Origin of the sequence: Paraburkholderia sp. JHI2823, from assembly GCF_038900695.1 — a bacterium.
GTDB lineage: Bacteria > Pseudomonadota > Gammaproteobacteria > Burkholderiales > Burkholderiaceae > Paraburkholderia > Paraburkholderia mimosarum.
This window is the reverse complement of record NZ_JAYMRY010000019.1, coordinates 124,045-148,910: the sequence shown is the minus strand read 5'-3', so window position 1 is coordinate 148,910 and position 24,866 is coordinate 124,045. Positions and strand designations below refer to the sequence as shown.

Below are 24,866 nucleotides of genomic sequence, written 5' to 3'. Positions count from 1 at the left end.
GCCGCTGTTCCGTGTGGATGCGCCCGCGCGCGGCAAGAAGCCGGCGCAGAAGCTCTACGCGCTCGACGAAGGCGAGCTCGAAGCGATTCTCGACAAGCTGCGCAAGGACGGCGTGCGCGACACGCAGTGGAGCATCAGCCGCTTCAAGGGCCTGGGCGAAATGAGCGCCGAGCAGCTCTGGGATACGACGATGAATCCCGACACGCGCCGCCTCTCGCCCATCGTGCTCGGCGACCTCGACTACGAGGCCACGGTGTCGCGCATGACGATGCTCATGGGCAAGGGCGAAGCGGCTTCGCGCCGTTCGTGGCTCGAAGAGAAGGGCAACGAAGTCGAAGCCGACATCTGATACGCGCCAGCGCCCATCACGCGCACACACACACGCGCACACACGATTACGGACTGATTGAAACATGGACGATCTATTTGCTGAAGTGGCCGACGCCCCGAACGGCGACACGCTCACGCTCGGCCACTACGCGGAACGCGCCTATCTCGACTACGCGGTGAGCGTGGTGAAGGGCCGCGCGCTGCCCGACGTCTGCGACGGCCAGAAGCCGGTGCAGCGCCGTATTCTCTTCGCGATGAACGAAATGGGCCTCGGCGACAACGCCAAGCCCGTGAAGTCGGCGCGCGTGGTGGGCGACGTGCTCGGCAAGTACCACCCGCACGGCGACCAGTCGGCTTACGACGCGCTCGTGCGTCTCGCCCAGGACTTCTCGATGCGCTATCCGCTCATCGACGGCCAGGGCAATTTCGGCTCGCGCGACGGCGACGGCGCAGCGGCCATGCGATACACCGAAGCGCGCTTGACGCCCATCGCGAAGCTGCTGCTCGATGAAATCGACATGGGCACCGTCGATTTCATGCCGAACTACGACGGTTCCTTCCAGGAACCGAAGACATTGCCAGCGCGCCTGCCCATGCTGCTCCTGAATGGCGCATCGGGTATCGCGGTGGGTCTTGCCACGGAAATTCCGTCGCACAACCTGCGCGAGGTTGCGTCGGCAGCCGTCGCGATGATCCGCAATCCCAAGCTTTCGCACGCGGAGATCATGGAGCGGCTTCCGGGGCCCGATTTTCCGGGCGGCGGCCAGATCATTTCGAGCGACGCGGAAATCGCGGCGGCCTACGAATCGGGTCGCGGCAGCCTCAAGGTGCGCGCGCGCTGGAAGATCGAGGATCTCGCGCGCGGGCAGTGGCAACTCGTGGTGACCGAGCTGCCGCCCAACACATCGGGCCAGAAGGTGCTCGAAGAGATCGAGGAGCTGACGAACCCGAAGCTCAAGCTCGGCAAGAAGACGCTCACGCCGGAGCAGCTGCAGAGCAAGCAGACCATGCTCGCGCTGCTCGATGCCGTGCGCGACGAGTCGGGCAAGGATGCACCCGTGCGCCTCGTGTTCGAGCCGAAGACGAGCCGCATCGATCAGTCCGAATTCGTCAATTCGCTGCTCGCGAACACGAGCCTCGAGTCGAACGCATCGCTCAATCTCGTGATGATCGGCGCCGATGGCCGTCCGCGTCAGAAGGGCATCAGCGAGATCCTCGGCGAATGGATCGGCTTCCGCTTCGCGACGGTCACGCGCCGCACTAAATACCGTCTCACCAGGGTCGACGACCGCATCCATATCCTCGAAGGGCGGATGATCGTCTTCCTCAATATCGACGAGGTCATCCGCATCATCCGCGAGTCGGACGAACCCAAGAGCGCCTTGATGAGCGCGTTCGGGCTCTCCGAGCGCCAGGCCGAGGACATTCTTGAAATCCGTCTGCGTCAGTTGGCGCGGCTCGAAAAGATCAAGATCGAGAAGGAACTCGCGGAACTGCGCGAGGAAAAGGCGAAGCTCGAAGAACTGCTTGCGAACGAGTCGTCGATGAAGCGGCTCATCGTGAAGGAAATCGAAGCCGACGCGAAGCAGTACGGCGACGACCGCCGCACGCTCATCCAGCAGGAAAAGCGCGCGAGCTTCGAGGCGCGCGTGGTGGACGAGCCGGTCACGGTGGTCGTTTCGCAGAAGGGCTGGGTGCGTGCGCTCAAGGGCCATGGGCTCGACACGCAAGGATTCACGTTCAAGGCCGGCGACGGTTTGTACGCCGCGTTCCAGTGCCGCACGCCCGACACGCTCATCGCGTGGGGCAGCAACGGGCGCGTCTATTCGGTGGCGATCGCGAACCTGCCGGGCGGCCGTGGCGACGGCGTGCCGGTCACGTCGCTCATCGAACTCGAAGCGGGCACGCATCTGCTGCATTACTTCGCCGCGAACGCGGAGCAGCAATTGCTGCTGGCGTCGAGCAACGGCTTCGGCTTCATCGCGAAGATCGGCGACATGGTGAGCCGCGTGAAGGCGGGCAAGGCGTTCATGACCATCGACGAGGGCTGCGCGCCGCTGGCGCCGATGCCAATGCTGCCCGATGCGATTCAGGTGGCGTGTCTTTCGTCGGGTGGGCGCCTGCTAGTGTTCGGCCTCGACGAGATGAAGACGCTTTCGGGCGGCGGGCGCGGCGTGACGCTGATGCAGCTCGACGACAATGAGAAGCTCGTGCAGGCGCTCGCGATCAGTGCGGCAGGCGTCGTGCTCGTGGGCACGGGTCGCGGCGGCAAGGCGGGCGAGGACCTGATGGCGGGCGCGGTGCTCTCGCCGCAGGTCGGCAAACGCGCGCGCAAGGGCCGCACGCCGGACTCGAAGCTCAAGGTCGTGACGGGTATGCGTCCGGTGTTGCCGCAATAAAGGCGGGGTTCGGAGTGGGACGGGAGTGCTCTGCGTGGGACGGGAGCGCTCTGCGTGGGACCGGCGCTTTGCGTGGGACCGGGGTAAGTGCTAAAGCACTAACACCGGTCGCAAAGTGCTAAGGCACTAACTCCGGTCGCAAAGTGCTAAAGCACCAACTCCCGTCGACACATATCCTGCGCGAACGGCCGCATGGCATGGAATAATGCCGCGAACAACGACATAACGAGGGATCTCAAGCATGGGCCACGCGATCGCAACCGCGCTCTTTCTGCATCTGCTGGGCGTTGCCGTCTGGGTGGGCGGCATGGTCTTCGCGCACTTCTGTCTGCGCCCGGCGCTCGAAGACCTCTCGCCGCAACTGCGCCTTCCGCTCATCGAATCGGTGTTCGGCCGCTTCTTCAACTGGGTGGGCGCGGCAGTCATCGTGATCCTGGTTTCCGGCGGCTTCCTGCTCATGCAGTTCGGCGGCGGGCACGCCACCTGGCAACTGCATGCCATGGCGGGCCTCGGCGTGTTGATGATGCTGATCTTCGGCCACATCCGCTTCGCCGTGTTTCCGCGTATCCGCCGCGCCGTGCAGGCGCAGAAGTGGCCCGACGGCGCGCGCGCCGTGGGCACCGTGCGCCGGCTCGTCGTGATCAATCTCGTGCTGGGTGTCGTGACGATCGGTGTCGCGGTGCTTGCGCGCGGGTTCTGATTGGCGCTTCGGCGTCGCTTTCTCCTGTTTCTTCCGCCACCCGAGGCGCGTGCGCTCTCGGGTGGTTTTGCGAGCGCGCCTCGATCAGCAAATGAGGTCGTGCTTCATGCCCGCGCATCAAGTCAAAAGCACCCACGCGCCGCATGCGAGACCCACCGTCGCATAGACCGCGTAGGCGGGGAGCTTGAGCTTGCCGAAGCACATCGCCGCGAACAGGGCCGTCAGCAGGTACGACGGATGCAGCGGCACGCGCCGCACGATATGCCATACGGCGATCGCCAGGAACGCGGTCGTGGCCGCGCGCAGCACGCTCATGGCGTGTTCGAAGCGCGGGTTCGCACTCATGCCGTGCACGTGGCGCCGCGCGAGCACGACGAGGCAGCCCGACGGCACGAAAAGCGCGAGCGTGGCGACGAGCGCGCCCGTCCAGCCATCCACGAGATAGCCGAAGAACGGCACCACGTTCAGGAGCGGCCCCGGCGAAAGCGGGGAGAGCGTGAACGCCAGCGTGAAATCGTCGTTGCTGATGCCCACGGCTGGCGTGACGAACAGCGTCTTGAGCACCGGCAGCGCCGAGAAGCCGCCGCCGAACAGGGTCATGCCCGCGCCGGCGAGCCGCGGCCATAACAGCGCCGCGTCGAGCCGCTGCGGCAGCGGCAGCGCGAACATCGCGATCAGCGCGGCAAGCACAGCGAGCAGCCGCACGTCGCGCCGCGTCACGCGCATGTCGAGCCTCTGCGAAGGCACGGGGCTTACAAGCCAGCCCACGGCGAATGCGAGAAGGAGAACCACCACGTACGCCGCGCCGCTGGCGGCGAGCGCGAGCGCCACGCAGGCCGCGAGCGCCACGCCCCATTCGAGCGGGCCGCGCACGAGCGCGCAGGTTTGCCGATACCAGGTCACGGCGATCAGCATCGCGAGCACCACGCTGAAGCGGTCCAGTAACGTGCGAGAGGCGGCCCCATGCACGAGCGGCGTGCGGTAGAAAGCGGCGAATACCGTCATCACGGTGAAGAAGGGCAGCACGCTCGCCACGCCGGCGGCCCACGCGCCCGTGCGGCCGCGCAGCGCGTGTCCCAACTGCACCGCCACATTGCATCCGACCGGCCCCGGCACCATCCATGCGAGCGCGACGAGATCCGAGAATGCCGTCTGGGTCAGCCGCCGCTCGCGCGCCACGTAGTGCTGCTCCAGCTGCGCCATGAGCGCGAGACCGCCCCACGAGATCGCGGACACGGTCAGCACGACGCGAAAGAGCTTCAGCAGGGGTTCATCATCGTCGCGTTTGGGCGTCGCAAGCGCGTCGTCGGTGCGGGGTGACATGGCTGAATCATGCGGCGAAAGTGCGTGCGGGTCTGTGCGAGAAGGCACGCGCGATGCGCGAGAGGTGCCCGTTAGCGCGGTTGCGGCGCGTCGCTCAGTCGCTCGTTGCGGCTATCTTCGTGTGCCGTCTGCGTACCCGGCGGTGTGGCGCTGCACACGCCGAAGCGCTCGATCAACGCGGCTACCTCTTCGACCGGCACCGGGCGCGAGAACAGGAAGCCCTGCGCCTCGATCGGTCCGAGCGCGGCGAGCCACGCGATCTGCTCCTCCGTTTCGGTGCCTTCGACGACCACCGTCAGCCCGAGCGAGCGCGCGAGATTCACGATCGCCGAGACCATCACGCAAACGCTGCGGTCTCCGGGAATGGCCTGCACGAACGAGCGGTCGACCTTGAGCGTGTCGACGGCGAAGCGGTTCAGGTAGGACAGCGAAGAATAGCCCGTGCCGAAGTCGTCGAGCGCGACGCGCACGCCAAGACGCTTCAACGCGAAGATCTTCTCGGAGACGAGCTCCGGGTACTCCATCATCGCGGTTTCGGTGATCTCGAGCTCGAGCCGGTGCGCGGCGATGCCGGTCTCTTCGATTGCGCGCGCAACGGTTTCGTAGAGATCGCCGCGCCAGAACTGCACCGCCGAGATGTTGATCGCGAGCGTGAGCGACTCGTAGCCCTGCTGCTGCCATTGCGCGAGCTGCGCGCATGCGGTGCGGATCACGAAGTCGCCCACGGGCACGATGAGGCCCGTGGATTCGGCCACCGGAATGAACTCGCCCGCGGGGATGAGCCCGTACTGCGGATGGTTCCAGCGCACGAGCGCCTCGAAGCCCGTGATGCAGCGCCGCCGCAGATCGATCTTCGGCTGGTACGCGAGAAAGAGCTGGTCCTCGGCGAGTGCGACGCGCAGCTGCTGCTCCCACTTCATCAGGTGGTCGGCGCGGTGGGCGAGCTGCGGCGAGTAGAAGCGAAAGCAGTTGCGGCCGGCCTCCTTCGCGGCGTACATCGCGAGGTCGGCCTTCTTGAGCAGATCGATCTCGCTCTCGTGCGCGACCGCGAAGAGCGCGATGCCCGTGCTCGCATGCAGGACGAAGGCGCTGCCGCGCACGTCGAACGGATGGGTGAACGCGGCGTTGGTGGCCTCGGCGAGCGCGATGGCGCGCTTTTCGATGTCGTCGCCCTTCACGATCACGACGAACTCGTCGCCGCCGATGCGCGCGAGCGTGCCCGCGCCGCCCACGGCGTCGGCGAGGCGCGCGGCGCTCATCTGCAGCACGATGTCGCCGGCGTTGTGGCCGAGCGTGTCGTTGACGGTCTTGAAGTTGTCGAGGTCGATGAAGAGGATGGCGAGCCGCCCGAGGTTGCCCGGCTGCGAGACTTCGTGGCGCAGGCGCTGCAGCGTGGCGTAGCGATTGGGCAGGCCCGTGAGCAGGTCGTACTGCACGAGCTGCGACATTTCGCGCTCGCGCCCGAGCAGCTTGCCGATCAGCCCCGTTGCCACGGCGAAGAACGACAGCATGGCGAGCGAGATGAACGTCGCCATCATCAGGTAGACGTCGCGCGTGTGGTTGTAGTCGGCGAACTCTTCGGCCTGCGAAAGACCGACCAGCACGGCGAGCGGATAGCCGTCGATGTGGCGGTACGAGACGATGCGCGCGACGTGGTCGATCGGGTCGACGTAGGTGCCCGAGGCGTGCTCGGAGATCGGATAGACGCCGCTCGCCGAGAAGGCGCCGTTCGCGCGTTCGGCGCTGCCCGTGCGGCGCGCGAGCACGGCGCCGCTGTCCGAGATCACGGCGATCACGCCGTCACGGCCGATCGCCGCATTGTTGTAGAAGTCGCTCGTGAAGTAGCTCGGGTCTTCCGAAACCACCACCACGCCCGCGAACGAGCCGTCGGGGTGGTTGAGGCGGCGCGTCATCTGCAAGGTCCAGTGGCCGGACACGCGGCCGAGCACCGGCTTGCTGATGAAGAGCTGGTCGTCGTTCTCGTGCTCGTGCACCTTGAAGTGCTCGCGGTCCGAGAGGTCGATGGGTTTGGGGTTCGGCTCGGCCGTGTTGGCGACGAGCTTGCCGTGCTCGTCGATGATCGACACCTGCACGAGCGAGTCGCTCTGCACGACGCCCTTCTCGACCGTGCTCGCGAGATTGAAGCGCTCAGGCGACTTCTCGAACTCGTACTTCACGAAGCGCGTGATCTGGTCGACCTGGTGGATCGCCTTGACCGTGTGCTGTTCGAGCGCCGCCGAGAGGATGGCCGCGGAAGCCGTGGCCTCGCGCATCGTCGCTTCCTTCTCGACGGACAAGCGCGTGAAGATCACTGCCCACAGCAGGACCAGCACCAGCACACCGAGCAGCGGGATGGCGAGCAGCGCGCGCGGGCGCGTGTAGGCCGGCCTGGGAGTGCCGCGCAGGCTCGCATCGCGCGAGAACGGACCCCGGCGGGTGCTCATTGCAGCCGCCGTAGGCGCGTGGGCTCACCCCGCGGATGCGGCGTGCAGAACGGCGACGATGCGCTCGGAGGAGTCGGCGGCATGAACAAAAGATGGCTGGGGAATACGCGAATTGCGCACGAACTATGAACGCCGGACGCGGCATGCATCCGATGTTTCGATATTACTGGTTGGGGAATGATTAAGGAAGCTGCGCTCCCTCGGGTATACGCGAGGGACGGCTCGACGGGCCTGCAATGCCCATGTGCGGTGCATAGATGCGATGCGGCGCATGATGGCCGATGCCGCGTGCATGCAGATGGCGCAAGGCGCGTGTGGCGCCTCGCCGACACGGTGAGCGGCGTTCAGCCGAGGCGGCAGGTCCCGTCGACGACGGTCACCGCATGGCCGCCCACCCAGATCTTGCCGGCCGCGTCGTCGTAGGCGACGTGCACACGCCCGTCGCGCCCGAGCGCCGTGCCCTGGCGTACGGTGTAGCGTGTGCCGGGGCGCCGGTTCTGCTGTTCGAGCAGCATGGCGATGGCGGCGTTCGCGCTGCCGGTCACCGGGTCTTCGCCCTTGCCGAGGCCCGTCATCAGGCAGCGCACTTCGAAGGTGGCGGGGCCGTCGGCCTCGTGCGGACCGTAGGCGGCCAAACCGTGCGCGCCCACGCTCGCGGCAACCGCTTCGATCCGCTCGTAGTCGACCTCGAGTGCGAGCACCGCTTGCGCCGAAGCGAGCCGCACGACGAGCCACGGCGCGCCGTTGTCGACGCCGCAGGGCGTTGCCGTGAAGTCGATCGCGTCCGAGCGCAACGCGTCGCGCAATGCATCGCGCTGTGCGTCGGCGAGCGGCGTCACGCGCGCTGGCGGCGCGGCGAACGCCCATGCGCCGTGCTCGCCCGCGGCCAGGTCGATGAGGCCCGCGCCGCATTCCTGCACGAGGCGCCCGGGTGTCTTCGGCGTGCGGCCGCTTTCGAGGAACGCGTGCGCCGTGCCGAGCGTCGGGTGGCCCGCGAAGGGCAGTTCGCCCTTGGTCGTGAAGATGCGCACGCGGTAGTCGGCGCGGGCGTCGGTCGGCGCGAGCAGGAAGCTGGTTTCCGAGAGATTGGTCCAGCGCGCGATGGCCTGCATGTCGTCGCTGCTCAAGTCATCGGCGTCGAATACCACGGCGAGCGGGTTGCCCGTGAAGGGACGCGACGCAAAGACGTCGACCTGTTTGAAGCGGACGCGGTGCTGGGTCATGGCGGAACGATCGCAGGAGGGGTAGGAGAGCGGCAGAGGATGCGCCAGGTTGCGCGAACGCACAACGGAAAAACTGCGAGAAAGTTCGCGGACCTTGATGCAGGTCCGCGAACAGTGTCAAAAGCCCCTAATCGCTTACTCGACTTCGGCGATCAGCTCGATCTCGACACACGCGCCGAGCGGAATCTGCGCGACGCCGAAGGCCGAGCGCGCGTGCTTGCCCTTCTCGCCGAACACGTCGGCGATCAATTCAGACGCGCCGTTCGTGACGATGTGCTGCTCGGTGAACGTGAGCGTCGAGTTCACGAGGCTCATCAGCTTCACCACGCGCTTGACCTTGTTGAGGTCGCCCGTATGGGCGTGCAGCGTGGCGAGCAGGTCGATCGCGATCGAGCGCGCGGCGGCCTTGCCTTCCTCGGTCGTGAGCGTGTCGCCGAGCTTGCCGGCCCACACCTTGCCGTCCTTCTTGGCGATGTGACCGGACAGGTACACCGTGTTGCCGCTTTGCGCGCTCATCACGTAGGCGGCGGCGGGCGCGCCTGCCTGGGGCAGTGCGATGCCGAGCTGTTCGAGACGGTCGTAGACGTTGATGTCAGCCATGATCAGGATTCCTCGTTCGGGTGTTGAATCGAAACTAGCGTGTCATTGTGTCAGGCGTGCGCGCGGATCAGGGCCGCGAGCCTGGCGACGCCTTCTTCGATCTTCGCGGGCGGCACCGTGACGAACGACAGGCGCAGCTTGTTGTGTTGCGGCTCGCTCGCGAAAAACGGCGCGCCGGGCACGAAGGCCACGTTCTGCGCCACGGCTTCGGCCAGCAGCTTCATGCTGTCGATGTGCGCGGGCAGCGTCACCCAGATGAACATGCCGCCTTCGGGGCGGTTCCAGTTCACGCCTTCGGGCATGTTGCGCTGGAGCGAGTCGAGCATCGCCTCGCACTGGTCGCGATAGAGCGAGCGCACCTTCGGGATGTGCGTGTCGAGGAAGCCGTCCTTCACCACCTCGTAGACGATGCGCTGCGTGAAGCTGGGCGTGTGCAGGTCGGTGGCCTGCTTGGCCTGCACGAGCTTGAAGTGGAGGTCTTCGGGAGCAATGATGTAGCCCACGCGCAGGCCGGGCGCCAGGACCTTCGAGAACGAGCCCAGAAGCACGACATGCTCGGGCGCGAGCGAGTGCACCGTCGGCAGCGGGTCGCCCGCGTAAAGGAGCGCGCCGTACGGATCGTCTTCGACCACGGGGAACGGCGAGTGCTTCGCGAATGCCGCGAGCGCCTGGCGGCGGTCGAGCGGCAGGCGGCGGCCCGTTGGGTTCTGGAAGTTCGGGATCGCATAGAGCAGGCGCGCGCCGGCCGTGAGTTCGGGCGTGAGGCCTTCGGGCACGAGTCCCTTCTCGTCGGTCGGAACCTGCACGTACTTCGGCTCGTAGAGCGAGAACGACTGCAGCGCGCCGAGGTAGGTGGGCGTTTCCACCAGCACCGGGCTATCGGGCGAGACGAGCACCTTGCCGATCAGGTCGAGCGCCTGCTGCGAGCCCGTGGTGATGAGCACCTGCGAGGGGCGCACTTGCACGCCGCCCACCGAGTGACGCGCGGCCACCCACTCACGCAGCGGCATGTAGCCTTCGGTCGCGCTGTACTGCAAGGCGCCCGAGGGATCGTCGCGCAGGATGCGGTCGGCGGCGGCGCGCATTTCCTCGGCCGGAAAGGTGGCCGGCGCGGGCAGGCCGCCCGCGAACGAAATGACTTCCGGGCGTTCGGTGACCTTCAGGATTTCGCGAATCGCCGAGCTGGTCAGCTTGATTGCGCGCTCGGACAGTTGCCACGCGGGCGCGGCCTTGAGATCGCTCTGGTCCATGGGGTCTCCTTGTTGGGGTAGGCGAGTTGCTGCACGTTCAGATGCAGTTTCAGGGGCGGCATGGGGCGCGATCACGCGACGCCGCCGGCGGCCGCCGAAAACTTTCGATTATGACGCGAAACCTGCTCATGCGCGCGCCGGCGCTGGGGCGGTGCGGATCGCCGCGCGGCGTCCCAACACCACCGTGGCGATCACGGCCGCCGCGTAGAGCCATGCCGAGGGCGAGACCTGCTCGCCGAACAGCAGCGCCGAGAACGCCATCGTGAAGAAAATCTGCAGCAGCTGGACCTGGCCCACGCGCGCCGTGCCGCCCATGGCGAGCCCCGCGTACCAGGCGAAGAAGCCGATGAACTGCGAGAACAGCGTGACGTAGCCGAAGGCGAGCCAGGTTTTGAGCGCGACGGGTTCGGGATGGGCGACGTGGTGCGCCCAGGCGAGCCAGCCCACGGGTAGCGCGAGGAACGGCGCGCAAAGCACGAGCGCCCAGCAGATCACCTGCCAGCCGCCGAGCACTCGCGCGAGGCGCGCGCCTTCGGCATAGCCGAGTGCGCCGATGCCCACGGCGATGAGCATCCACGCGTCGCCGGCGTGCAGCGCGCCGCCGCCCGCCTGGAGCGCGAACGCGACCACGAGCGCGCTGCCCAGAAGCGCGCTGATCCAGAACGCCCTGGAGGGCCGCTCATGCGAGAGCCACGCGGCGTAGATCGCCACGGCGAGCGGTTGCAGCCCGTTGACGATGGCGCCGTGCGAGGCGGGCACGGTCTTCATCGCGAAGGCGGAAAACACCGGAAACGCGACGATCACGCCGAGCGACACCACGGCGAGGCTCTTGACCTGCGGCCAGGTGGGGCGCTTCTCGCGCCGGATGGCAAGCAGCAGCGCGGCCGGCACGGCGGCGGCGAGCGCGCGGCCGAGGCCATTGAGCAGCGGGTGGAATTCGGTGACGACGATGCGCGTCATCGGCAGCGTCAGACTGAAGATCATGACGCCGACGAGGCCGAGCAGCATGCCTTGGGTTTCGCGTGCCTTCATACGTTCCATTGCGGTTGCGCCCGACGGATCAGCGTGCCGGCGCACCGAGCGTGCGCGGGCCAGACGGAGTTTCGAACTGCGCGACGAGCGCGGGCGAGAGGGCTTCTTCCACGGCGATCAGGTGCGCCGCGCCGAGCCACTCGAGCTGCTCGCGCACCGCCTGCGCCTGCGGATGAAAGCCGGTGAGGGAGGTCAGCGCGATGCCGCTGTCGGGCAGCACTTGCGACGGGTGGCGCGCCGTGTCCCACTGGATGAGCGAGGGCAGGACGCCGTCGCCCGCGCCTTGCCACGCCGGAAACGCGCCGTCTTCGGGCACGGTGAGCTGCCACGAGAAGTCGCCGCGCGTCATCGGCACGAGAGCGGCAATGCGCTGCGGGTACTGCTCGCGCCAGCGCGCGAGGCTTTTGGGCGGATCGACGCGCACGACCCAGTGCGACAGGTACGGGCCCTGTTCGAGGCGCGCCTGCACGGCGGGATCGTCCAGCGCGAAAAGGCGCGCGCGGGCGTTGGCGCCGCTCTTGGCCGCGGGGTCGACGGCGATGACTTCCAGATACGCGCCGCCCCACAGCCCGAGCAACCGGTTGTGCGTGCGCATGAGCGGGTGCGCGCCGCCGCCCGAAGGCGCGACGCCCAGCGCGTCGCTCACGTACTGCACGCCTGCTTCCAGCGTGCGGGCGGCAACGACGAGGTGGTCGAGGCGAAGCGGCGTGGCGTTCATGGGGGGCGATCGGAACCGGAAGTTTCGAGGGGCCGGAAGGAAGCGGGTGGTGCGCCTGAACAGTGCGGGACGCCGCCACCGAATCCTTACCGGTACGGATGCAATCAAATGTACCGGTATGGCTGCAGACAGTAACGGTACAATCGGCCCGATAGTGCTCTGTACAGTTGCAGCCCCGGGAGAAGTCATGTCCTCCGTACCGCTCGACCAGATTCCCGCGCCGCACGATGCGGCCACGCTCACGCTCGTCGACCAGCTCGTGCAGTGGGGCCGCCGCCGCATCGAGGAGCGGGTGTTCCGCCCCGGCATGCGTATGCCGTCCATCCGCAAGCTCGCGCTCGACAAGGGCGTGTCGCGCTTTACCGTGGTCGAGGCGTACGAGCGCCTCGTCGCGCAGGGTTACCTCGACTCGCGGCGCGGTTCGGGCTTCTACGTGCGCGAGCGGCTCGCGCTCGTGGCGGGCGTCGAGCGTGCGACGGGCGCCGCGGGCGCGCCCGCGCGGACGGACACCGCTACGGCCGCCGCCGCGCCGCCCACCATCGACGTGGTCTGGCTGCTGCGCAACATGCTCCATACGTCGACGCGGCCCGAAAAAGGGCCGGGTCTGGGCTACCTGCCCGCGCGCTGGCTGGACGGCGAGCTGCTGACGGGCGCCATGCGCTCGCTGGGCCGCCAGAGCGGCACGCAGCTGCTGGGCTTCGGTTCGCCGCAAGGCTTCCTGCCGCTGCGCCAGCAGCTCCAGACACGCATGGCTGAACTGGAGATCGGCGCGACGCCCGAGCAGATCGTGCTCGTTTCGGGCATCACCCAGGCGATCGACCTGCTGGCGCGCATCTACATGCAGCCCGGCGACACGGTGATCGTGGGCGACCCCGCGTGGTTCCAGATGTTCGGCCGCTTCGCCTCGCAGGGCGCGCGGCTCGTGGGCATGCCGTACACGCCCGAGGGGCCGGATCTCGATGCGCTGGAAGCGCTGGTCGAGACCTGGCGCCCGAAGATGCTCGTCATCAATTCGGTGCTGCAGAACCCCACGGGCACCTCGCTCACGGCCGCGCAGGCGTTCCGCATCCTGCGGCTCGCCGAGCAGTACGACTTCATCGTCGTCGAGGACGACATCTACGGCGACCTCTGCCCGACGGGCTATCCGGCCACGCGCCTCGCGAGCCTCGACCAGTTGCGCCGCGTGATTTACCTCGGCAGTTTCTCGAAGACGCTCGCGCCGAACCTGCGCGTGGGCTATATCGCGAGCGCGCCCGACGTGGCGCAGGCGGTGGCGGACCAGAAAATGCTTGTCGGCATGACGAGCCCCGAGCTCAACGAGCGCGTGCTGTACCGCGTCCTCACGGAGGGCCATTACCGGCGTCATGTGGAGCGGCTGCGCGCGCGGCTGGACGGTGTGCGCGACAAGGCGGCCCGCATGCTGGAGCGCGCCGGCTGCCGCCTCTTCACGGCGCCGGGCGCGGGCATGTTCCTGTGGACGGACACGGGCGTCGACGCGGACGCGCTCACCGCGGCAGGCCACGAAGCCGGTTTCCTGCTCACGCCGGGTAGCCTGTTCTCGCCGCACCAGTCGCCCACCACGTGGATGCGCTTCAACATCGCCAATTGCGGCGACCCGGCGCTGCCCGCCTTCCTCGCCGACTACCTGGAAGGCGCCGCCCGGCGCGGCGTTCCGGTTTCGGGCGGCGACTCTTGAAAACGGCGCCGTCCGTCCTCAACTGGGCGGGCGGCGCGCCGCAATGCCGCGGCCCACGATCTGTCAGACCAGAACTGCAACGAAAGAGGACTCCCGACCATGGCACAAGAAACCATGAGCTTCCAGGCAGAAGTGAAACAGCTTCTGCACCTGATGATCCATTCGCTGTACAGCAACAAGGAAATCTTCCTGCGCGAGCTGATCTCGAACGCATCGGACGCGGCGGACAAGCTGCGCTTCGAGGCGATCGCAAACAACGCGCTCTATGAAGACGATCCGAACCTGCGCATCCGCGTGGGTTTCGACAAGGCCGCCCGCACCATCACGATCGACGACAACGGCATCGGCATGAGCCATGACGAAGCCGTCTCCCACCTCGGCACGATCGCGCGCTCGGGCACCAAGGAATTCTTCGGCAAGCTCTCGGGCGACCAGCAGAAGGACGCGGCGCTCATCGGCCAGTTCGGCGTGGGCTTCTATTCGGGCTTCATCGTCGCGGACAAGATCACCGTGGAAAGCCGCCGCGCGGGCCTTGCGGCCGCCGAGGGCGTGCGCTGGACGAGCGCGGGCGAGGGCGAGTTCGCCGTCGAGACGATCGAGCGCGCGCAGCGCGGCACGACCATCACGCTGCATCTGCGCGAGGGCGAGGACGATCTGCTTTCGGCGTGGAAGATCAAGTCGATCATCCAGAAGTATTCGGATCACGTCGGCCTGCCCATCGAGATGAAGAAGGAAGAATGGGACGCCGAAAAGAGCGAGATGGTCACGAAGGACGAGTACGAGACCATCAACCAGGCGAGCGCGCTGTGGACGCGCGCGAAGAGCGACATCAGCGACGAGCAGTATCAGCAGTTCTATCAGCATCTCGCGCACGATCACCAGAATCCGCTCGCGTGGACGCATAACCGCGTGGAAGGCCGCAGCGAATATACGCAGCTGCTCTACGTGCCGTCGCATGCGCCGTTCGACCTGTGGAACCGCGATCACAAGAGCGGCTTGAAGCTCTACGTGAAGCGCGTGTTCATCATGGACGACGCCGAGCAGCTGCTGCCCAACTATCTGCGCTTCGTGAAGGGCGTGGTCGATTCGAGCGATCTGCCGCTCAACGTCTCGCGCGAAATCCTCCAGGAAAGCCGCGACGTGAAGGCGATTCGCGATGGCGTGACCAAGCGCGTGCTCTCGATGCTCGAAGAGATGGCGAACACTGCTACGGACACCGAAGCAAAAGAGGAAGACAAGGCGAAATACGCCGCGTTCTGGAGCGAGTTTGGTCAGGTGCTCAAGGAAGGCATCGGCGAAGACCACGCCAATCGCGAGCGCGTGGCGAAGCTCGCGCGCTTTGCGTCGACGCACAACGACACGAACGAGCAGAACGTCTCGCTCGCCGATTACGTCTCGCGCATGAAGCCCGAGCAGACGAAGATCTACTACGTCACCGCCGACACATGGCAAGCCGCGAAGAACAGCCCGCACCTCGAAGTGTTCCGCAAGAAGGGCGTGGAAGTGCTGCTGCTCACCGACCGCGTCGATGAGTGGATGCTCTCGTTCCTGAACGAGTTCGACGGCAAGCCGCTCGCGAGCGTGGCGCGCGGCGACCTCGACCTCGGCGCGCTCAACGACGAGGAAAAGCAGCAGCAGGAGAAGGTGAGCGAAGAGCTCAAGCCGCTCGTCGAACACATGAAGGAAGCGCTCAAGGACAAGGCCAAGGACGTGCGCCTCACGTTCCGCCTGACCGATTCGCCCTCGTGCCTCGTGGCCGACGAAGGCGACATGAGCGGCTACCTGCAGCGCATGCTGAAGGCGGCGGGGCAGCAGGCGCCGGAAATGCATCCGATCCTCGAAGTGAATCCGGACCATCCGCTCGTGAAGGCGCTGCGCACCGATAGCGCGGACTTCGGCGACTGGTGCCATCTGCTGTACGATCAGGCGCTGCTGGCCGAAGGCGGCACGCTCGACGATCCGGCCAGCTTTGTGAAGCGCACCAACGCACTGTTGATCGCGCGGGCGTAAAGCGCGGGATCGCGTGTATTCGAGAAAGCCCCTTGCGGTTGTCCGCCGCAAGGGGCTTTGCTTTTGCGTGCCTGCTACGCAGCGAAGTGAAATCCTCGCGGCCTATAATGCGCGCCATGTCTCTCCGATTCGATGCCGCTGACGCGCACTGGCGCGTCACGCCCTTGCCCGCCTTGAGCGCCGGCCAGAAAGACTGGCTCACGCGCGGCGGTTCGCTCACGGCGCATTTGCGCATGCTCGGACGCGTCGAAGTGCGCGTGACGCGCGAAGCCGTCGATATGCCCTGGCTCGACGAATACGCCGCGCTCGGGCTCGCGCCGCGCGAGCGCGCGTGGGTGCGCGAGATCGTGCTCGCCGTCGATGGCGTGCCGTTCGTGGCCGCGCATAGCGTGACGCCGTTCATCGCGAGCCGCGGTGTGTGGCAGGCCATGCGCCGCCTGCGCACGCGGCCGCTCGCGGAGCTGCTCTACAGCGACAGCGGGGTGGCGCGCTCGGCGCTCGTCAGTCGGCGCGTAGGCGCCAGGCATCCGCTCTACACGCTCGCTGCGCGCGAGGCCGTGGGCGAGTCGGCGACTGTGCCGCATGCGTTTCTCGCACGCCGCTCGGTGTTCGAGCGCGCGGGCGCGCCGCTGCTCGTGACCGAATGCATGCTGCCCGCGCTGTGGTCGCGCCTCGCGAGCGGCCCGCCTGCACACGAGACCGGCGTGCATCTCGGACGCGAGCGCGGCCCGCTCGATCACACGGCATCGCGCGCGCACCAGGCGCCGCGTTGAACGTTGCACATCGGTTGCCATGACCTACAAGCGCTGCTTCGATCCCGTCGTCGATGCGCATACGCGCGTGCTGATCCTCGGCAGCCTGCCGGGTGAGGCGTCGCTCGCGCATCAGCAGTATTACGCGCACAAGCAGAACAGGTTCTGGCATCTGGTGGGCGAGGTGATCGGCGAGGATCTCGTAGCGATGAAGTACGAAGCGCGGCTGCAAACGCTGCGCTCGAAACGAGTCGGCCTATGGGACGTCGTGGCGCAAGCGCGCCGCGAGGGCAGTCTCGACGGCGATATCCGCGATCACGAGGGCAACGATCTCATCGCGCTGATCCAGCGTCTGCCCGCGCTCGAAGCGATCGCGTTCAACGGCGGCACGGCGGCGCGCATCGGCGAGCGCATTCTTGGCGCGCATGCGCGGCCCTTCACGATCCTGCGGTTGCCGTCCAGCAGTCCTGCCTATGCGTCGATGAACTTCGCGGCGAAGCTCCTGCAATGGCGCGCATTGGCTGCGTTCGTCGGCGAGCCCGACGCGCCTATGAGCGCCGGCGCGCACAGGCGCGAGCGCGCTGCGACCCGGCGGCGCTAGCATCCGCTCGAAGTGCATCGCAACCCGGGCGCAATGCGCCGCGAATGCTATGCTCTCGGTCGCCTGAGCAAATGCACCTGCATTTGCGCCCCCACAGCAAGCGATTTTCTACATGACGACTCTTATCAAGCGCGCCTCCGCCGAGGCCCGCGCATTCAAGCAATCTGGCAACGCGACGCAATCGGGCGAGACCGCGAAGGTCACGAAGCGCCCCCGCCGCGCATCGGCCGCCGCCGATGACCTCGACCACGCGCCGGTCATCGAAGCGCCGCGCAAGCCGCGTTTCGCGCCGGTCACGTTCTCGGAAGAGCACGGCGTGCGCTATCTGCACTTCGGCACCGAGTGGGTGCAGGGCGCGATGCGCCTTGCGAAGCCGCAGCACATCGAGCTCGAATACGCGCAGCAGATGATGGCGTGGCTGCTCTTTCTCGCCACCCCCGAGCGCATCGTGCAACTGGGTCTCGGCGCCGCCGCGCTCACCAAGTTCGCGCACCGCTACCTGCGTCCCGCGAAGGTCGAGGCGATCGAACTGAATCCGGCGGTCGTGGTGGCCGCGCGCACGATGTTCGAACTGCCGTACGATGACGCGCGTCTCACCGTGCGCGAACTCGACGCCTGGGACTTCGTGCAGGACCGCGCCAATCACGGCACGATCGGCGTGCTGCAGATCGATGTGTACGACGCCACCGCGCGCGGCCCGGTGCTCGACAGCGTGGCGTTCTATCGCGCAGTGCGCGCTTGCCTGACCGATGCGGGTGTCGTGACGGTCAATCTGTTCGGCGACCATCCGAGCTTCGTGCGCAACATGAAGCGCCTGAACGAAGCCTTCGACGGCCGCGTGATCGCGCTGCCCGAAGTGCACGAGGGCAATCGCGTGGCGCTGGCGTTCTCGGGCCCGGCGCTAGAAGTGTCGTACGAAGCGCTCGAAAAGCGTGCCCGCCTGCTCGAAAGCAAGCTCGGACTGCCGGCGCACCAGTGGGTGAAGGCGCTGCGCGAATCGAGCGGCCAGAACGGCGCGACGTTCTCGATCTGATGCGCGCGCGAACGGCGCTCACGCCGTTGCAGCAGAAAGAACCGGCCACGTGGCCGGTTTTTTTTCGGCCGCGCGCGGCAAGCACAGCACATTCCCGGTCGATTTTGCTGACCCGGCGCAAGCCGTTGGCGCTTGACAACGCCCTCGAAATTCGGGTCCGCCCTGCTTGACCGTGCGGCGTGCCCTCGATACTCTTTTGAGCGCTTTCGGGGACCTTGCGGACTATCCGTTTGCGAGGCCAGGGGCCGCTTCACGCCGGGCGGCGAATCGCAAACAAAGCATGGCCGTATAACTACATAAGCAACGAGGAGACGTCATGGCTCACGACGCCGACGCCGGAAAATCAAGCAAGCATTGGCAATGGCTTTTGCTGCTGCCCTGGATCGCGATGATCTGGGTGCCGTCGTACAACAGGATCGAGCCCACTCTGTGGGACTTCCCGTTTTTCTACTGGTATCAGCTTCTCTGGGTGTTGATCAGCGCCGTCGTTACCGCGCTCGTCTACTTCAAGACGAAGACCCGCGGCAAGGGTGATGCAGGGGGCGCGCAATGAACGTCACCGCAACTATCGTCTTCGTCCTGTTCTTCCTCGGCGTCACGGTTCTCGGCTTCGTGGCTGCCCACTGGCGCAAGGGCGATCTCGCGCATCTCGACGAATGGGGCCTGGGCGGCCGCCGCTTCGGCACGATCGTCACCTGGTTCCTGCTCGGCGGCGACCTCTACACCGCGTACACGTTCATCGCCGTGCCGGCGCTCGTGTTCGGTGCGGGCGCAATGGGCTTCTTCGCGCTGCCCTATACGATCCTGATCTATCCGTTCGCGTTCGTCGTGTTTCCGAAGCTCTGGGCCATCGCGAAGCGTCACCGCTATGTCACGTCGGCCGACTTCGTGAGCGCGCGCTATGGCAGCCGCATGCTCGCGCTCGCCATCGCCGTGACGGGCATTGTCGCGACCATGCCGTATATCGCACTGCAGCTCGTGGGTATCGAAGTGGTGATCGGCGCACTCGGGTTCGATACGACGGGCTTCGTCGGCGACCTGCCGCTCATCATCGCGTTCGCCATTCTCGCGGCCTATACGTACACGTCGGGTCTGCGCGCGCCGGCCATGATCGCCGTGGTGAAGGACATCCTCATCTACATCACGATCATCGTCGCGATCATCGTCATCCCCGCGCAGATGGGCGGCTTCGGCCACATCTTCGGCGCGGTGCCGCCGGCCAAGCTGCTGCTCAAGTCGCCCGACGCCGCGAGCCTGAACGGGTATAGCGCCTACGCGACGCTCGCGGTGGGCTCGGCGCTCGCGCTGTTCCTGTACCCGCACTCGGTCACGGCGATTCTCTCGTCGGCCTCGGGCAACACCATCCGCCGCAACATGGCGATGCTGCCCGCGTACTCGCTCGTGCTCGGCCTGCTCGCGCTGCTCGGCTACATGGCGCTCGCCTCGGGCGTGAAGGACATGCCGGAGTTCGCGCCGTACTTCAAGGCCTTCGGTCCGAACTTCGCGGTGCCGGCGCTGTTCCTGCACTTCTTCCCGTCGTGGTTCGTTGGCGTGGCGTTTGCCGCCATCGGCATCGGCGCGCTGGTGCCCGCGGCCATCATGTCGATTGCGGCGGCCAATCTCTACACGCGCAACATCCACAAGGAGTTCATCAACCGCAATATGTCGCACGAGCAGGAGACCAACGTCGCGAAGCTGGTCTCGCTGATCGTGAAGGTCGGCGCGGTGGCGTTCATCCTGGGCCTGCCGCTCACGTACGCGATCCAGCTGCAACTGCTCGGCGGCATCTGGATCATCCAGACGCTGCCCGCCATCGTGCTCGGTCTCTACACGCGCGTGCTCGACTACCGCGGCCTGCTGGCGGGCTGGGCAGCCGGCATCGCCACCGGCACGTGGATGGCCGTTTCGCTCAAGCTCGCAAGCTCGATCTTCACGATCCACCTGTTCGGCATGGCGATTCCAGGCTACGCCGCCGTGTGGTCGCTGATCGTGAACCTCGTGGTGTCGATCGCGGTGTCCGTGCTCGTGCACCTGTTCGGCATGGAGAAGGGCGAGGACCGCACGCGTCCGGAAGATTATCTCGACGTCGTCGAGGGCTGATCTGCCTTTGATCCGGCCTGGCGCACGCCGCCGGGCCCCCGCATGACCGGGAATGCCCGCAACGAAGCGTTGCGGGCATTTGTTTTTCTGGTGCACGATGGCGCTGTTCCGGCTCACGTTCAGACCGCACCATGGCCTCGTCCGAAACCGAATCTGGCTCCGAGCCGCGCTCCCAGCGTACTGGCGCTCCCGATGCCCAGCCCCCGCTTCGCTCGCGCCCGCCGCGCCACCGCTCGCGACTTTCGCGCATGTGGCGCGCGCTCAGCTCGCCGTACTACCGCTACCGCAACGCCAGGGTCATTCACAGCGTGCGCGTGGGTCTCGCGATGCTCGCGTCGATTCTCGCGACCTCGGGGATCCACATTCCGCACGGCATCTGGGCGTCGGTCACGCTGCTCGTCGTGATCGGCGGGTTGCAGCATCAAGGCAACATCCGCAAGAAGGCCGCCGAGCGGGCGTTCGGCACGCTGCTGGGCGCCGTGATCGGCCTCACGCTAATCGTCGTGCAGGCCGTCACGGGGTCGGCGCCGCTCACCTATGTGCTGATGTCGCTCGTCGCCGCCGTATGCGGCTACTACGCGATCGGCAAGCCCGGCTACGTCGCGCTGCTTGCCGCGATCACCATGTGCATCGTCGCCGGCCACGGCGACAATCTCATCGATACGGGGCTCTGGCGCACGCTCAACGTGATGATCGGCATCGTCATCGCGCTTGCGTTCTCGTTCGCGTTGCCGCTGCACGCCACGTATTCGTGGCGCTACAGCCTCGCCGACAATCTGCGCGAATGCGCGCGCGTCTATGCGCAAGTGGCGAACGGCGAGCATATCGATCCGGACGAGCAGGTGCGGACGTTCATGCGCCTGAACGCCCGGCTCGTCGAGCTGCGTTCGCTCATGCCTTCGGTGACCAAGGAGATCGATGTGCCGCTCGCGCGGCTGGAGCAGGTGCAGCGCCTGCATCGAGCGATGCTCAGCGCGCTGGAGATGCTCTGCACGGGAACGAGTAGTTACGAGCAGGCGCTCGTGCGGGTGGCATTCGCGCAGCGCGGCGAGCCGGTGCGCCGCGCGTTGCTTGCCACTGCGCGCGCGCTGCGCTTCGGCGGCGGCCGTCATCCCGATGCGGCCGCGCAGGGGCTGCGCCCGTCAGTTGCGAGCGTGCAGGCATGTGCCCCGGAGTCGTCGGCTATGGCGGGTGGAGAGGATGCAAACGCCGCCGTATTGCCGCCTGCGCGCAGCGAGCTTGCACCGCAGTTGCAGGGGCCCTACTGGCTCAGCCTGCGCGTGGAGGAGCAAGTGGAGCGCCTGCGCGCGCTGCTCCTCGAGACCGAGCCGCGCTGGAACATCGAGCGCGCCGCGTCGCACCGCATGATGTGACGCCGGGTGTGACGCCCGCCGCGGCGAAGCGTCAGGCCGGGTGATCGAGCGGCGGTGCGGTGACCATCCACGGCACGCCGAACTTGTCGGTCACCATGCCGAAGCCGGGCGACCAGAAGGTCTTCTGAAAGGGCATCGTCACATTGCCGCCTTTGGCGAGCGCGTTGAAGTAGCGCTCGGCCGTCGCGGCGTCGGAGCCCGTCAGCGAGACGCCGAAGCCCGCGAACTTGTCGTTCTGCGTCATGCAGCCGCCGTCGGACATCATGAGCTGCGCGTCGCCGATCTGCAGCGTCGCGTGCATGATCTTTTCGGCGAATTCCGGCGTCACGGGGCGCTCCGGATCGGGCGGCGCATCCTTGAAGCGCATCTTGAACAGCTCCTGCGCACCGAGCGCTTCGCGATAGAACGCGATCGCCTCGTCGCATTTGCCGGAATAGAAGAGATAGGGCTGGATTTGCATCGTCGGTTTCCTTGCGGACTGGACGTTGGGCGGCCCCTTCTAGCGGACGCGGGTTGGCGCGGGGCCGGATGGCGCGGCGGGTTGCGCCGCTGCCCTGATTCTAGGCGCGCGATCGGGCGTCACCGAGTGACGTGTCGCCAGGGTTTGCGAGAGCACGCACGGGAACGCGCATTGCTCAGCGGCGCAACGCGCATAACGCGCATAACGCGCATAACGAAAGGGGCCGCACATGCGGCATGTACGGCCCCGGAACAACGTTGCATCGATGCGCGCCAGGTGGCGCGCAGGCGCGTTACTTCGCGCGCAGCTCCTCGATCATCTTTTCGAGCTTGATCGCGTCCGCAGCGAACGCGCGGATGCCTTCCGCGAGCTTCTCGGTCGCCATGGCGTCTTCGTTGAGCTGGAAGCGGAACGACGGCTCGTCCACGGCCACGCGCTCGACGTGCGTGTCCTTGAATGCCTCCGGCGAGAGCTTGCGCTCGACCTTATCGTTGCTGTCGTGGAGCTTTTGTAGCAGATCGGGGCTGATGGTGAGCAGGTCGCAGCCGGCCAGCTCGACGATCTGGCTCGTGTTGCGGAAGCTCGCGCCCATCACTTCGGTCTTGTAGCCGAACTTCTTGTAGTACGCGTAGATCTTGCGCACCGACTGCACGCCCGGATCGTTGGCGCCGCCGTCCTTCGCATCGTCCCAGTCGGCGCCCTTGGCCTTCTTGTACCAGTCGTAAATACGGCCCACGAACGGCGAAATCAGCTGCGCGCCCGCTTCGGCGCACGCGGCGGCCTGCGCGAGCGAAAACAGCAGCGTCATGTTGCAGCGGATGCCGTCCTTTTGCAGCACTTCCGCGGCGCGGATGCCTTCCCACGTGGACGCGAGCTTGATCAGCACGCGCTCGCGCGCAATGCCGGCCTGCTTGTACAAATCGATGATGTGGTGCGCCTTTTCGATCGACCGCTTCGTGTCGAACGACAGGCGCGCGTCGACTTCGGTCGAGACGCGGCCCGGAATGATCTTGAGGATCTCGGTGCCGAACGCGATCAGCAGATGGTCGATGATCGACTCGAGCGGTTCGCTCGCGTGATCGCGCACGGTTTTTTCGAGCAACGGGCGGTACTCGGCCTTCTGGACCGCCTTGAGGATCAGCGACGGATTGGTGGTCGCATCCTGCGGCTTGTACTGCACGAATTGCTGGAAGTCGCCCGTATCGGCGACGACGGTGGTGTACTGCTTGAGCTGGTCGAGTGCGGTAGTCATGTCTGGCCTTGTGGGCGCGTGCGCGCCTGCTTCGGTGAGAGTTGAACGGCCGGTGTGCTTCAGGCATGAACCTGAAACGCGCCGGGCGGAACGCGAAAAGGGCGCTGCGGCCGCCGCCCAGCCAGCGCGGGTAGGGCGGGAAACCAGGGGCGGCGCACTTTGCCGCGCAAGTCGGCGCGGCTCACACCGTCATTTTATGGCGGAAACGTCAGGCGTTGCGCTTGACCCCGTCGCGACGCGCGCAAGGCGTCTCGTGAGCGTCGCGACGAGGGCCTCAGGCGCGCCGCGCGCTCAGCGCGAACTGGGTGATGACGCCCGCCACCAGTCCCCAGAACGCCGCACCGATGGAAAGCAGCGTGAGCCCCGAGGCGGTCACCATGAAGGTGATGAGCGCGGCCTCGCGCTCGTTCGGATTCTGCATGGCGTTGGTGAGGCCGCTCATGATCGAGCCGAACAGCGCGAGCGCGGCGATGGAAACCACGAGCGCCTGCGGAAACGCTGCGAACAGCGCCGCGATAGTGGCGCCGAAGACGCCCGCGATCAGATAGAAGATGCCGCACCACACGGCCGCCATATAGCGCCTGGTGCGATCCTCGTGGGCGTGCGGGCCGGTGCAGATCGCCGCGGTGATGGCCGCGAGATTCACGCCGTGCGAGCCGAACGGCGCCAGCACGAGCGAGGCGAGACCCGTGGTGGCGATGAGCGGCGAGGAGGGCGCTGCCGTGTGGTCGTAGCCGTCGGCGCGCAGCACGGCGATGCCGGGCACGTTCTGCGAGGCCATCGCCACGACGAAGAGCGGAATGCCGATGCTGACCACCGCCGTGAGCGAGAACGCGGGCATGGTGAACACGGGCTTCGCCACTGCCACGCGGAAGTGGCTGAAGTCGAGCAGTCCGAGCACGGCGGCGGCAGCGATGCCGAGCATCAGCGTCGCCACGATCGCGTAGCGCGGCAAGAAGCGTTTCGCGATGAGATAACCGAAGAACATCGTGAGCACGAGCGGCGTCTGCACCTGTGCGGCGTGAAAGATCTCGATGCCGATCTCGAACAGGATGCCCGCGAGCAGCGCCGCCGCGATGCCCGCGGGAATGCGCTTCATGAGCGTGTCGAACCAGCCGGTGAGGCCCACGGCCGTGAGCAGCACGGCGCAGACGATGTACGCGCCGATCGCCTCGGCATAGGGCACGTGCGGCAGCGAGCTGATGAGCAGCGCCGCCCCCGGCGTGGACCACGCGATCACGATGGGCGCGCGGAACCACAGCGACAACCCGATGGTGCTCAAGGCCATGCCGATGGAAAGCGCCCAGATCCACGAAGAGATTTGCGCGTCGGACAGATGCGCGGCCTGGCCGGCCTGGAACATCAGCACGAGCGAGCTGGTGTAGCCCGTCATCATCGCGACGAAGCCGGCCACGATCGTGGCGACCGAGGTGTCGGCGAAGGGCCGCAGCGGTCCCGGCCTGAACCTCGCGGACAGGTTGGGGGAAGAAGGGGCGGTCATGCAGGTGGGTCTCCGGATTAAGCGTAGATCTCGCGAGTTCGGGCGGCGCGGCCTTGAAACGCTCAGGCA

The 24,866-nt window shown here is 66.7% G+C and carries 20 protein-coding genes and 1 pseudogene; 11 read left to right on the top strand and 10 right to left on the bottom strand.

The window, feature by feature from the left end; translation table 11 throughout:
* From VSR34_RS21160 to VSR34_RS21150, 3 genes and pseudogenes are all read left to right on the top strand, one after another.
* Positions 1-349 (top strand): annotated as a pseudogene (locus VSR34_RS21160) (DNA topoisomerase IV subunit B); the annotation flags it as partial.
* 64 nt (positions 350-413) lie between these two features.
* Positions 414-2,729 carry a DNA topoisomerase IV subunit A gene (parC, locus tag VSR34_RS21155; protein WP_028230602.1) on the top strand — a complete coding sequence of 772 codons (2,316 nt, stop codon included), beginning with the start codon at positions 414-416 and terminating at the stop codon, positions 2,727-2,729.
* A gap of 241 nt (positions 2,730-2,970) precedes the next feature.
* Complete coding sequence (locus tag VSR34_RS21150; RefSeq protein WP_028230603.1) at positions 2,971-3,429, top strand: CopD family protein; 459 nt, start codon at positions 2,971-2,973, stop codon at positions 3,427-3,429.
* Positions 3,430-3,546: 117 nt separating this feature from the next.
* Here VSR34_RS21150 and VSR34_RS21145 read toward each other — a convergent pair whose 3' ends face one another.
* The 7 genes from VSR34_RS21145 to VSR34_RS21115 form a co-directional block, all read right to left on the bottom strand.
* The gene (locus VSR34_RS21145) at positions 3,547-4,752 is read right to left on the bottom strand and encodes a chromate transporter (protein WP_342963381.1); all 1,206 of its coding nucleotides are present in this window, start codon (positions 4,750-4,752) and stop codon (positions 3,547-3,549) included.
* A gap of 71 nt (positions 4,753-4,823) precedes the next feature.
* A complete protein-coding gene (locus VSR34_RS21140) occupies positions 4,824-7,196 on the bottom strand; it encodes an EAL domain-containing protein (protein WP_028210488.1) in 2,373 nt (790 codons plus the stop codon).
* Between the two features lie 344 nt (positions 7,197-7,540).
* On the bottom strand, positions 7,541-8,419 hold the full coding sequence (locus VSR34_RS21135) for a PhzF family phenazine biosynthesis protein (RefSeq protein ID WP_028230605.1): 879 nt from the start codon (positions 8,417-8,419) through the stop codon (positions 7,541-7,543).
* Positions 8,420-8,554: 135 nt separating this feature from the next.
* A complete protein-coding gene (locus tag VSR34_RS21130) occupies positions 8,555-9,019 on the bottom strand; it encodes a RidA family protein (protein WP_028230606.1) in 465 nt (154 codons plus the stop codon).
* A gap of 50 nt (positions 9,020-9,069) precedes the next feature.
* Positions 9,070-10,269, bottom strand: a complete 1,200-nt coding sequence (locus VSR34_RS21125) for a PLP-dependent aminotransferase family protein (protein WP_342963380.1) — start codon at positions 10,267-10,269, stop codon at positions 9,070-9,072.
* 126 nt (positions 10,270-10,395) lie between these two features.
* Positions 10,396-11,301 (bottom strand): DMT family transporter, encoded by a 906-nt coding sequence (locus tag VSR34_RS21120; RefSeq protein ID WP_342963384.1) that lies wholly within the window; start codon positions 11,299-11,301, stop codon positions 10,396-10,398.
* Positions 11,302-11,329: 28 nt separating this feature from the next.
* Positions 11,330-12,019, bottom strand: a complete 690-nt coding sequence (locus tag VSR34_RS21115; RefSeq protein WP_028210483.1) for a VOC family protein — start codon at positions 12,017-12,019, stop codon at positions 11,330-11,332.
* A 187-nt stretch (positions 12,020-12,206) separates the two neighbouring features.
* On the opposite strand from VSR34_RS21115, the gene VSR34_RS21110 reads away from it, so the two are divergent.
* The 8 genes from VSR34_RS21110 to VSR34_RS21075 all read left to right on the top strand — a co-directional run bounded on the left by VSR34_RS21110 (position 12,207) and on the right by VSR34_RS21075 (position 21,584).
* Complete coding sequence (locus VSR34_RS21110) at positions 12,207-13,715, top strand: PLP-dependent aminotransferase family protein (RefSeq protein WP_342963379.1); 1,509 nt, start codon at positions 12,207-12,209, stop codon at positions 13,713-13,715.
* Positions 13,716-13,814: 99 nt separating this feature from the next.
* Positions 13,815-15,725: a molecular chaperone HtpG gene (htpG, locus tag VSR34_RS21105; protein WP_342963378.1), complete on the top strand. Its 1,911-nt coding sequence runs from the start codon at positions 13,815-13,817 to the stop codon at positions 15,723-15,725.
* 116 nt (positions 15,726-15,841) lie between these two features.
* Complete coding sequence (locus VSR34_RS21100) at positions 15,842-16,498, top strand: chorismate lyase (protein ID WP_342963377.1); 657 nt, start codon at positions 15,842-15,844, stop codon at positions 16,496-16,498.
* A 19-nt stretch (positions 16,499-16,517) separates the two neighbouring features.
* On the top strand, positions 16,518-17,078 hold the full coding sequence (locus VSR34_RS21095; protein WP_042289078.1) for a DNA-deoxyinosine glycosylase: 561 nt from the start codon (positions 16,518-16,520) through the stop codon (positions 17,076-17,078).
* 112 nt (positions 17,079-17,190) lie between these two features.
* Positions 17,191-18,111, top strand: coding sequence for a spermidine synthase (locus VSR34_RS21090; protein ID WP_342963376.1), 921 nt, complete (start codon positions 17,191-17,193; stop codon positions 18,109-18,111).
* A 316-nt stretch (positions 18,112-18,427) separates the two neighbouring features.
* Positions 18,428-18,664, top strand: coding sequence for a DUF3311 domain-containing protein (locus VSR34_RS21085; protein ID WP_028210478.1), 237 nt, complete (start codon positions 18,428-18,430; stop codon positions 18,662-18,664).
* On the top strand, positions 18,661-20,211 hold the full coding sequence (locus tag VSR34_RS21080; RefSeq protein WP_028210477.1) for a sodium:solute symporter: 1,551 nt from the start codon (positions 18,661-18,663) through the stop codon (positions 20,209-20,211). The genes VSR34_RS21085 and VSR34_RS21080 overlap by 4 nt, the downstream gene beginning before the upstream one ends.
* Positions 20,212-20,459: 248 nt before the next feature.
* Positions 20,460-21,584 carry an FUSC family protein gene (locus tag VSR34_RS21075; protein ID WP_155836770.1) on the top strand — a complete coding sequence of 375 codons (1,125 nt, stop codon included), beginning with the start codon at positions 20,460-20,462 and terminating at the stop codon, positions 21,582-21,584.
* Positions 21,585-21,615: 31 nt separating this feature from the next.
* On the opposite strand, the gene VSR34_RS21070 is transcribed toward VSR34_RS21075, so the two are convergent.
* The 3 genes from VSR34_RS21070 to VSR34_RS21060 all read right to left on the bottom strand — a co-directional run bounded on the left by VSR34_RS21070 (position 21,616) and on the right by VSR34_RS21060 (position 24,797).
* On the bottom strand, positions 21,616-22,044 hold the full coding sequence (locus VSR34_RS21070) for a VOC family protein (protein WP_028210475.1): 429 nt from the start codon (positions 22,042-22,044) through the stop codon (positions 21,616-21,618).
* 292 nt (positions 22,045-22,336) lie between these two features.
* On the bottom strand, positions 22,337-23,296 hold the full coding sequence (gene tal / locus VSR34_RS21065) for a transaldolase (protein WP_028210474.1): 960 nt from the start codon (positions 23,294-23,296) through the stop codon (positions 22,337-22,339).
* A gap of 274 nt (positions 23,297-23,570) precedes the next feature.
* Positions 23,571-24,797, bottom strand: a complete 1,227-nt coding sequence (locus tag VSR34_RS21060; RefSeq protein ID WP_342963375.1) for a benzoate/H(+) symporter BenE family transporter — start codon at positions 24,795-24,797, stop codon at positions 23,571-23,573.
* Positions 24,798-24,866: the final 69 nt, after the last annotated feature.

What these genes read in the sequence shown, in the direction of transcription:
- VSR34_RS21060 (WP_342963375.1), bottom strand. Translation starts at nt 24,797, where the DNA reads ATGACCGCCCCTTCTTCCCCCAACCTGTCCGCGAGGTTCAGGCCGGGA.
- VSR34_RS21090 (WP_342963376.1), top strand. Translation starts at nt 17,191, where the DNA reads ATGACGACTCTTATCAAGCGCGCCTCCGCCGAGGCCCGCGCATTCAAG.
- VSR34_RS21120 (WP_342963384.1), bottom strand. Translation starts at nt 11,301, where the DNA reads ATGAAGGCACGCGAAACCCAAGGCATGCTGCTCGGCCTCGTCGGCGTC.
- VSR34_RS21135 (WP_028230605.1), bottom strand. Translation starts at nt 8,419, where the DNA reads ATGACCCAGCACCGCGTCCGCTTCAAACAGGTCGACGTCTTTGCGTCG.
- VSR34_RS21100 (WP_342963377.1), top strand. Translation starts at nt 15,842, where the DNA reads ATGTCTCTCCGATTCGATGCCGCTGACGCGCACTGGCGCGTCACGCCC.
- VSR34_RS21115 (WP_028210483.1), bottom strand. Translation starts at nt 12,019, where the DNA reads ATGAACGCCACGCCGCTTCGCCTCGACCACCTCGTCGTTGCCGCCCGC.
- VSR34_RS21140 (WP_028210488.1), bottom strand. Translation starts at nt 7,196, where the DNA reads ATGAGCACCCGCCGGGGTCCGTTCTCGCGCGATGCGAGCCTGCGCGGC.
- tal (WP_028210474.1), bottom strand. Translation starts at nt 23,296, where the DNA reads ATGACTACCGCACTCGACCAGCTCAAGCAGTACACCACCGTCGTCGCC.
- VSR34_RS21080 (WP_028210477.1), top strand. Translation starts at nt 18,661, where the DNA reads ATGAACGTCACCGCAACTATCGTCTTCGTCCTGTTCTTCCTCGGCGTC.
- parC (WP_028230602.1), top strand. Translation starts at nt 414, where the DNA reads ATGGACGATCTATTTGCTGAAGTGGCCGACGCCCCGAACGGCGACACG.
- VSR34_RS21095 (WP_042289078.1), top strand. Translation starts at nt 16,518, where the DNA reads ATGACCTACAAGCGCTGCTTCGATCCCGTCGTCGATGCGCATACGCGC.
- VSR34_RS21110 (WP_342963379.1), top strand. Translation starts at nt 12,207, where the DNA reads ATGTCCTCCGTACCGCTCGACCAGATTCCCGCGCCGCACGATGCGGCC.
- VSR34_RS21125 (WP_342963380.1), bottom strand. Translation starts at nt 10,269, where the DNA reads ATGGACCAGAGCGATCTCAAGGCCGCGCCCGCGTGGCAACTGTCCGAG.
- VSR34_RS21145 (WP_342963381.1), bottom strand. Translation starts at nt 4,752, where the DNA reads ATGTCACCCCGCACCGACGACGCGCTTGCGACGCCCAAACGCGACGAT.
- VSR34_RS21070 (WP_028210475.1), bottom strand. Translation starts at nt 22,044, where the DNA reads ATGCAAATCCAGCCCTATCTCTTCTATTCCGGCAAATGCGACGAGGCG.
- VSR34_RS21130 (WP_028230606.1), bottom strand. Translation starts at nt 9,019, where the DNA reads ATGGCTGACATCAACGTCTACGACCGTCTCGAACAGCTCGGCATCGCA.
- VSR34_RS21085 (WP_028210478.1), top strand. Translation starts at nt 18,428, where the DNA reads ATGGCTCACGACGCCGACGCCGGAAAATCAAGCAAGCATTGGCAATGG.
- VSR34_RS21075 (WP_155836770.1), top strand. Translation starts at nt 20,460, where the DNA reads ATGTGGCGCGCGCTCAGCTCGCCGTACTACCGCTACCGCAACGCCAGG.
- htpG (WP_342963378.1), top strand. Translation starts at nt 13,815, where the DNA reads ATGGCACAAGAAACCATGAGCTTCCAGGCAGAAGTGAAACAGCTTCTG.
- VSR34_RS21150 (WP_028230603.1), top strand. Translation starts at nt 2,971, where the DNA reads ATGGGCCACGCGATCGCAACCGCGCTCTTTCTGCATCTGCTGGGCGTT.